The sequence below is a fragment of the Pseudorhodobacter sp. genome, assembly GCF_030452865.1.
GTDB lineage: Bacteria > Pseudomonadota > Alphaproteobacteria > Rhodobacterales > Rhodobacteraceae > Pseudorhodobacter.
In genome coordinates this window covers 1-7,376 of the sequence record NZ_JAKDLJ010000168.1, presented here as the reverse complement: position 1 = coordinate 7,376, position 7,376 = coordinate 1, and the positions used below count along the sequence as shown (strand labels likewise).

Sequence of the window (7,376 nt, the reverse complement as noted above, 5' to 3'; positions counted from 1 at the left end):
GCCACTGCTGGACCGGATCGGGATTGACGATGTGGTCGGTGCCATCCCTGTCCATTTCGGGGCCGGGTTATGGGGCACGATGGCGGTCCCCTTCTATACCGAAAGCGCCCATTTCGGCACGCAGCTTCTGGGGTTTGCCGCCGTCGCTGCGTTCACGTTCGTCTGTTCCGGTCTGATCTGGACCGTATTGAAAGCCTGGGTCGGCTTGCGGCCAAGTGAAGAGGATGAAATCCTCGGGCTGGACAAGGCGGAATTGGGGATCGAGGCATATCCGGAGTTCAAGGTCTGAAGCGGGCCGTCACGCGGTAATGCATGAAACCTTCTTGCACCTCGGTAAGCGGCTCCAGTGAGAGGTCGTTTACCCCGCACAGATGATGCTGCCCCAAAGGGGAGGATTTCAGCAGATAACTTGTGTCGGGCGGAACGGTCAGGCTCCAGTTCGGCTCGATCTCCGGGTCGATAGTGCCGTGTTGCGTGATGAAATTGAGCAGAATGTTGCGAATGGTTGTCGGCGCTTCGAACACCAGGCGTGCATCGGGTGAATGAACAAGCCGCATCTGGGTGCTGGCGCGAAAGTTGTTGGTGGCGACGATGAACTCCGCCTCCGGATCCAGCGGTTTGCCATTGTGGCACAGGTTTCGGATCCGATGCGCCTCGGGATTGAGCAGCCGGCCCGAAAGGGAATAGCGCGGCGGTTGCGTCGGGTCGATTTCATAGGTCAACCCCATGATGACATCGAAGCCATAGGACGGCACCGCGTCGTTCAAAAGCAGTTGGTCCGAAGCTCCGATGGTGAGATGGTTGAAGATCATCGCAGACCGTTCAAGCCACTCCGCGATATCCGATCCGCGCAGGCGCAAGGCGGAAATGGTGTTCGGGAAGCAGTACAGATCCGCGACACTGCGTTGAAACAACGGCCCGACCGGAATATCGGTGTAGTTCTCAACCCCGGCCCAACCGCCTGCCTTGAACGGGGCGGCGGCAGAAAGGAGCGGAAGCCCGGCATGTTCGGGATCGGTCAGGGACTGCCGGATGAACTGCGACTGGGCGCGACATATCATCTGGACACTGTGGCAATTGGTCACCAAGGAAAAATAGCTACAGAGTCTGCGACGTGTGGCACCGACCGGGCTGCGCATATAGTCCAGCGTAGCATCATGGTCATGCTGAGTTGCCTTCAGGACCGCAGTGTCGCTGACCACAAGGGGGGCGCGATGACCTGTCGGATCAAGGGCCGCGATGGGGCGGGCCTCTGACTGGCTGGCGACGATGTTCCAGCTTGTCCCCTCCTGTTCCAGCAACAGATCAATCACGCCGAGATGAGAACCGCAGAATCCCGCCATGACCGCGGGCTTGCCGGCAATGGTCCCCGCCTTCAGGTCAATCTCCGGTCCGTTGCTGAATTGCGCCGATGGGAAGACCTTATGCGTATGTCCGGCGACCAGCACATCAATACCGTCCAGCCGGGCCAGAGGCAGCGCCGCGTTCTCCATCCCGTCGACGTGCTGTGAGGCTCCGATCCCGGTATGGGCCAGCGCCACGATGATATCTGTACCCGCAGCTTTCATCTCCGGGATCAGTGCCGCGGCGGTTTCCACAATGTCGCGCGATTCAATCCTGCCCCAAAGCTTGCTTTCGTCCCAGGTCACGAATTGCGGCGGCAGCAGGCCGATCACACCGATCCGGATGCGGCGCAAAACGCCTGCGGTATCGCGTATCCTGCGGTCAAGGATCAGGTATGGCGGCAACAGCCGTTGATCCTCTCGCGGGGTCGCACCCCTTTTCAGAAGCGCATTGGCGCTGATCACCGGAAAATTCGCGCGGGCGATGCTGGCCATCAGGAACGGCACGCCAAAATTGAATTCATGGTTGCCGAGGGTGGCCGCGTCATAGCCCAGACGATTCATCGCGCCGATCACCGGATGCAGATCGCCCTGCTTCAAACCGCGATCATAAGCGATATAATCCCCCAGTGCACTGCCTTGCAGGAAATCACCGTTGTCAAGCAGGATGCTGTTGGCCACCTCTTCCCGACCCGTCGCGATCAAAGTTGCCGTCCGTGCCAGCCCGGAATGATCAACTGCCACATCGTTGTAATAATCAAATGGGAATATATGAGCATGAAGATCTGTCGTTTGCAGAATCCTGAGATGCGCGCGGTTGGTGCCGAGTCTGCGTTGGAACGGACGTGGTTTCTGGATCACTTCACTCGACTTCTGCGACAAGGGCTATGGTTCGCGCGGCTCGTCAAATCAGCCTAGCAACAACCTGAAGGGTATTCTACCCAGAGTTATTACTGACAGCAAAAACATCACGTCAAGGTTGTCATCTCGCAAATAATCCGAAGATTGCCTCCAACTTCCGGGCGTGCCATCACATCAATCAACAAGGAGGCGCAATGAATTCACTGGAGATGATGAGCTTTGTCGGCTCCGGGCTTGATCGCGCTGCCGAATTGCGTGGCGATACGCAAAAGATCGCTGCAATGTTGGCGCAATGCGGTCAGGTGTTGCCGATCTGGCGCGGAAAACCCCTTATCGCCAACGGGGTGGATCTCGGCTGGCTGCGCGCAGATCATCCGGTGCTGGAGGCAGGGGTAGCCCCGATTTTTCTGGGCCTCGATGGGGGAATCGCCCGGTTTGCGCAGGATATCTCTGACTGGCTGCCGCCGGAGGGCGCGCAGGCGATTGAAGCGGCCTTCTTTGACTCCTCAGCGCAGTTCCACCCTGATTTGCCTTCCGATCTGTGTTTTCTGGAACTGCGCGGCGCGATGATGCGGCTATCGCCGCGCGAAGGCGAATTGGTTGCGGTCGCCAAAGCAGTGATTCATTGGCATCGCAGTCACCGTTATTGTGCCGTCTGCGGCGAGGCCTCCGTTCCGATCAACGCTGGCTGGCAGCGCCATTGCGCCGCCTGTTCGGCACAGCATTTTCCGCGCACCGATCCGGTTGTCATCATGTTGGTGCAACGCGGCAACAGGCTGTTGCTCGGGCGCTCTCCCGGTTGGCCCGCGGGGATGTACTCCTGCCTCGCGGGTTTCGTAGAACCGGGCGAGTCCATTGAAGCCGCAGTTCGCCGTGAAGTCGTGGAGGAAACCGGAATTTCCGTCGGCGTGGTGCGGTATGTCGCCTGCCAGCCGTGGCCGTTCCCGACTTCCCTGATGATCGGATGCGCGGCAGAGGCATTGGATGAAACCATCACGCTTGATCCGAAGGAACTGGAAGACGCGCTCTGGTTGACGCGGGAGGAGATGTTGTCGGTGATGGCGGGCGAACACCCGACCATTCGCCCGGCCCGAAAAGGGGCAATCGCGCATCACATGATAGCGGCGTGGCTTGCGGACCGGCTTGATGAACCCCTGCGCCGTTAAAGCAACGCCAGGCCGCAAAACACTAAACCAAAGCCACTTGTTGCAATTCAGGATTCATTCTTTGGTTGAAATGCGCTAAGCACAATTCAGGCGGAAAATAAAAATGCCCGAAATCGGGCGGGCTGATGCCACGATGATCGTTCAGGCGGTCATGATGCAGCGGTGGAATTGAGGCAAGCGACTGAACGCCACAGGTCAAGGAGCGACGATGAAGCTGACTGCGAAAGAGGATATCGAGGCGCCGATTGCCTTTGTTGATGGATTTCTGACCGACTTTGACAATTGGGAACGCGCTGCGCTGCGGCGCGGTGCCGAGGTGGAGCGTTTGGACCGGTTGCCAAAACCCGCAGCGGGGATGGAATGGAAAATCTGCTTCCCTTATCGGGCAAAGCAACGCGATGCTCAAATCACGCTGACAAAGATCGAACAGGAGCGGGCCTTGTCCTTCCTGGGTATCGGGCGTCCGGTGGAGGCGGTGCTGGATGTCGACATGGCCGAAATGGGGCCACGGCGGACCCGCGTTCATGTGCAGATCGACATCAAGCCCCGTACCCTTGCCGCGCGGCTTTTTGTTCAGTCCCTCCGGTTGGCGAAGTCGAAAGTCACCAAGCGGTACGCCCAACACCTCAGCCAGCTTGCTGCCGATATCGAGGATCGCTATCGCGCGCAGTTGAAAGGATAAAGCATTTTGCGTTGTAGCTGAAGCGGACAGATTGAAAGTCGCGACTGACCTGAGGGAAAGTCCGCGACGTTCAAATCACATGCAAAACGCTTAGAATGGTCTTACTGGCGCTCATGCCCGACGCTTATCGGCGGGATAGACGCCCAGAATCTCGGTCTGCGAGGTAAAATACTGCAATTCGTCAAGCGCCAGTTTGACATTGGCATCGTCCGGATGGCCCTCGATATCGGCATAAAACTCCGTCGCGGTGAACGACCCGCCGACCATATAGCTTTCCAGCTTCGTCATGTTGACGCCATTGGTCGCAAAGCCGCCCATCGCTTTGTACAGCGCCGCCGGGATGTTGCGGACGCGGAAGGTGAAGGTTGTCATCATCCGCTCGGCCCGGCGGGAATGATCGGCCTGCCGCGACATGACCAGAAAGCGCGTGGTGTTGTTGGCCTGATCCTCGATGTGTTGGGCAAGGATTTCCAACCCGTAGATTTCCGCAGCCAACTCGCTTGCCAAAGCCGCGTGCGCGGGGTCATTCGCCTCCGCCGCCTCTCGCGCGGCGCGGGCATTGTCGGAACTGACCACACCCTTGATCGCGTGTTCGCGCAGAAACCGCGCGCATTGCGGCAAAATGACCACATGACCATGCGCCTCGCGCACTTGATCCACGCTTGCGCCTTTTGCGCCCAGAAGGTTCACATGCACCCGCACGAACGCCTCGTCGATGATGCGCAGCCCTGACCCCGGCAGCAGTGCATGAATGTCGGCGACCCGGCCATAGGTCGAATTCTCCACCGGCAGCATCGCCAGATCGACCGCGCCGGATTTGCAGGCCCCAATAGCGTCTTCAAATGTGGCGCAGGGGATTGCCTCCAGCCCGGGGCGGGCCTGACGGCAGGCTTCATGCGAATAGGCGCCGAGTTCACCCTGGAAAGCGATGCGTCCGGTCATTTCAGGCAATCTCCGTCGATAAAAGGCGCGTGAATGCGTTTGGTTGCGCTAGTATACCTTGAAATCCGGCATGGGAAGCGGTTAGAACCGGCAAAAGAGAACGCTGAAGTGGGGCGCAATATGTTCGACACGATGACAATGACCAAGGTTGTGGGTGCCGGTTGTGGCTCATTGCTGGTATTTCTGCTGGGTGGTTGGGCCGCTGACGCGCTTTATACCACTGGCGGTGGCCATGGTGGTGACAGCAAGCAAGCCTATACCATTGACACTGGCGCAGGTGATGCCGCAGCGCCAAAGGAAGAAGGCCCGCCCTTTGCCGAGGTGTACGCCTCGGCTGATCCGGCTGCTGGTGAAAAAGTGTTCGGCAAATGCAAGGCGTGCCACAAGGTTGACGGCACCAACGGCACCGGCCCGCATCTGAACGGCGTCGTGGATCGCCAGAAGGCGCATGTCGACGGCTTCGGCTATTCCGACGCGCTGAAAGGCATGGCTGACCAGACGTGGACCCCGGAAAACCTGAACGCGTTTCTGACCAGCCCGAAGGCTTATGCACCCGGCACCAAGATGTCCTTTGCCGGTCTGCCAAAGGAGCAGGATCGCGCAAATATCATCGCATGGCTTGCCACGCAGAAGTGACTTGAAGCCGGTATTGGTCTCTGCCCGGAAATGATACGCAAAGCCGCCTTCAGGGGCGGCTTATTCGTATCGGTTGATGAAAATGGACAGATCTGCCGCCGTGCTGCGCCAATATTCACGCAATCGCAACTTGTCGCTGCATGGTGTTGCGCTTTAGCATGCTGCGCAGACAGGATGCGCGGATGAGCAGGGAGAACGGGATGCGGGTTAACACAAGATCGGCTGAAGCAAAGCAGCAGATGCGTGGTGCGATACGGGCGGCAACGTGGGGCGGGGCCACTCTGTTGCTGCTTGCGGCGTCCACCCTGGCAGCCCGCGCCGAACATGTGATCACGGCGCATGGCATCTCGACCTTCGGAGAATTGAAATACCCCGCGGATTTCAAACATCTGGATTACGTCAACCCCGACGCGCCCAAAGGCGGTGAGATTTCGGAATGGACCTCCGGCGGGTTCGACAGCATGAACCCCTATTCGATCAAGGGACGTGCCGCGGCGCTTTCATCCTCTCCCTACGAATCGGTCATGGAAGCCACCTCGGATGAGATTGGCGCAAGCTATTGCTTGCTGTGCAGCACACTCGAATATCCCAAAGACCGGTCTTGGGTTGTTTTCAACCTGCGCGATGATGTGACCTTCGCCGATGGCAGCCCGATGACCGCCGATGATGTACTGTTTTCTTACCAGACGTTTCTGGCCAAGGGGCTGACCGATTTCCGCACCATCTTTGCAACCAAAGTGGAAAAAGTGGAGGTGCTGGATCCGCATCGTATCAAGTTCACCTTCAAGACCGGAATTCCCACCCGCGACCTGCCGCAGGAAGTCGGCGGCCTGCCGATCCTGTCGAAAGCGCAATATGAGGCAAAGGGTCTCGACCTTGAGCAAAGCAGCCTGACGCCCTTTCTGGGAACCGGCGCCTATATGCTCGACAAAATGCGGATCGGTGAGTCGATTACTTACAAACGCAACCCGAACTATTGGGGCAGCACCCATCCGCTGCGCGTCGGGACCAATAATTTCGACCAGATCAGAATAGAGTATTTCGGCGATTATGATGCGGCTTTTGAAGGCTTCAAAGGCGGCGCCTATACGTTCCGTAATGAGGCTTCGTCGATCAAATGGGCGACAGGCTATGATTTTCCGGCGGTGAAAAACGGTGATGTGATCAAGGCAGAGCTACCGTCGGGTGAGAAATCGACCGGGCAATCCTTCATGTTCAACATGCGGCGTGAAAAATTCCAGGACCCGCGTGTGCGTGAAGCTATCGGGTTGATGTTCAACTTTGAATGGACGAATGAAACGCTGTTTTACGGAATTTACCAGCGCATCACCTCCTATTGGGGCAATACTCCGATGGAGGCGACCGGTGTACCGGATGCCGCAGAACTGGCATTGCTGAAACCGCTTGTCGATGAGGGGTTGCTGGATGCGTCAATCCTGACCGATGACGTGGTGATGCCCCCGGTTTCGGGCAAGCGACAGCTTGACCGCGGCAATCTGCGCAAAGCCTCGCAGCTTCTGGCCGATGCGGGTTGGGTCGTGGGCGATGCGGGGATGCGCCGCAATGCCAACGGCGAGGTGTTGCGGGTCGAATTTCTGGAAGATAGCGTCAGCTTTGTCCGCATCCTGAACCCGTTCATCGAGAACCTGCGCAATCTTGGCATTGATGCGGTTCTGACGCGGGTGGACAACGCCCAGTTGGAAGACCGCTCGCGCCCGCCAAATTATGATTTTGATATTACCAACG

Annotated in this window: 6 protein-coding genes and 1 pseudogene; 5 read left to right on the top strand and 2 right to left on the bottom strand. The window is 58.2% G+C overall.

Annotated features, from left to right (window positions below; translation table 11 throughout):
- Positions 1-289 (top strand): annotated as a pseudogene (locus tag L0H65_RS10970) (ammonium transporter); the annotation flags it as partial.
- On the opposite strand, the gene L0H65_RS10965 reads toward L0H65_RS10970, so the two are convergent.
- Positions 279-2,204, bottom strand: a complete 1,926-nt coding sequence (locus L0H65_RS10965) for a bifunctional 2',3'-cyclic-nucleotide 2'-phosphodiesterase/3'-nucleotidase (RefSeq protein ID WP_301458983.1) — start codon at positions 2,202-2,204, stop codon at positions 279-281. The pseudogene L0H65_RS10970 and the gene L0H65_RS10965 sit on opposite strands and share 11 nt — an antisense overlap.
- Before the next feature lie 194 nt (positions 2,205-2,398).
- On the opposite strand from L0H65_RS10965, the gene nudC reads away from it, so the two are divergent.
- Together nudC and L0H65_RS10955 are read left to right on the top strand one after the other, a co-directional pair.
- The gene (nudC, locus tag L0H65_RS10960; protein WP_301458981.1) at positions 2,399-3,370 is read left to right on the top strand and encodes an NAD(+) diphosphatase; all 972 of its coding nucleotides are present in this window, start codon (positions 2,399-2,401) and stop codon (positions 3,368-3,370) included.
- A 208-nt stretch (positions 3,371-3,578) separates the two neighbouring features.
- Positions 3,579-4,052 (top strand): SRPBCC family protein, encoded by a 474-nt coding sequence (locus L0H65_RS10955; RefSeq protein ID WP_301458979.1) that lies wholly within the window; start codon positions 3,579-3,581, stop codon positions 4,050-4,052.
- A gap of 111 nt (positions 4,053-4,163) precedes the next feature.
- On the opposite strand, the gene L0H65_RS10950 is transcribed toward L0H65_RS10955, so the two are convergent.
- Positions 4,164-4,994: a prephenate dehydratase gene (locus L0H65_RS10950; protein WP_301458978.1), complete on the bottom strand. Its 831-nt coding sequence runs from the start codon at positions 4,992-4,994 to the stop codon at positions 4,164-4,166.
- A gap of 120 nt (positions 4,995-5,114) precedes the next feature.
- Here L0H65_RS10950 and L0H65_RS10945 point away from each other — a divergent pair, with 120 nt between their 5' ends.
- Together L0H65_RS10945 and L0H65_RS10940 are read left to right on the top strand one after the other, a co-directional pair.
- On the top strand, positions 5,115-5,630 hold the full coding sequence (locus tag L0H65_RS10945) for a cytochrome c family protein (RefSeq protein ID WP_301458977.1): 516 nt from the start codon (positions 5,115-5,117) through the stop codon (positions 5,628-5,630).
- A 239-nt stretch (positions 5,631-5,869) separates the two neighbouring features.
- The coding region (locus L0H65_RS10940; RefSeq protein ID WP_301458985.1) for an extracellular solute-binding protein at positions 5,870-7,376 on the top strand (1,507 nt) is incomplete at its 3' end.

Excerpts from the sequence above, each read along its gene's own strand:
- nudC (WP_301458981.1), top strand. The coding sequence starts at position 2,399 with ATGAATTCACTGGAGATGATGAGCTTTGTCGGCTCCGGGCTTGATCGC.
- L0H65_RS10955 (WP_301458979.1), top strand. The coding sequence starts at position 3,579 with ATGAAGCTGACTGCGAAAGAGGATATCGAGGCGCCGATTGCCTTTGTT.
- L0H65_RS10950 (WP_301458978.1), bottom strand. The coding sequence starts at position 4,994 with ATGACCGGACGCATCGCTTTCCAGGGTGAACTCGGCGCCTATTCGCAT.
- L0H65_RS10945 (WP_301458977.1), top strand. The coding sequence starts at position 5,115 with ATGTTCGACACGATGACAATGACCAAGGTTGTGGGTGCCGGTTGTGGC.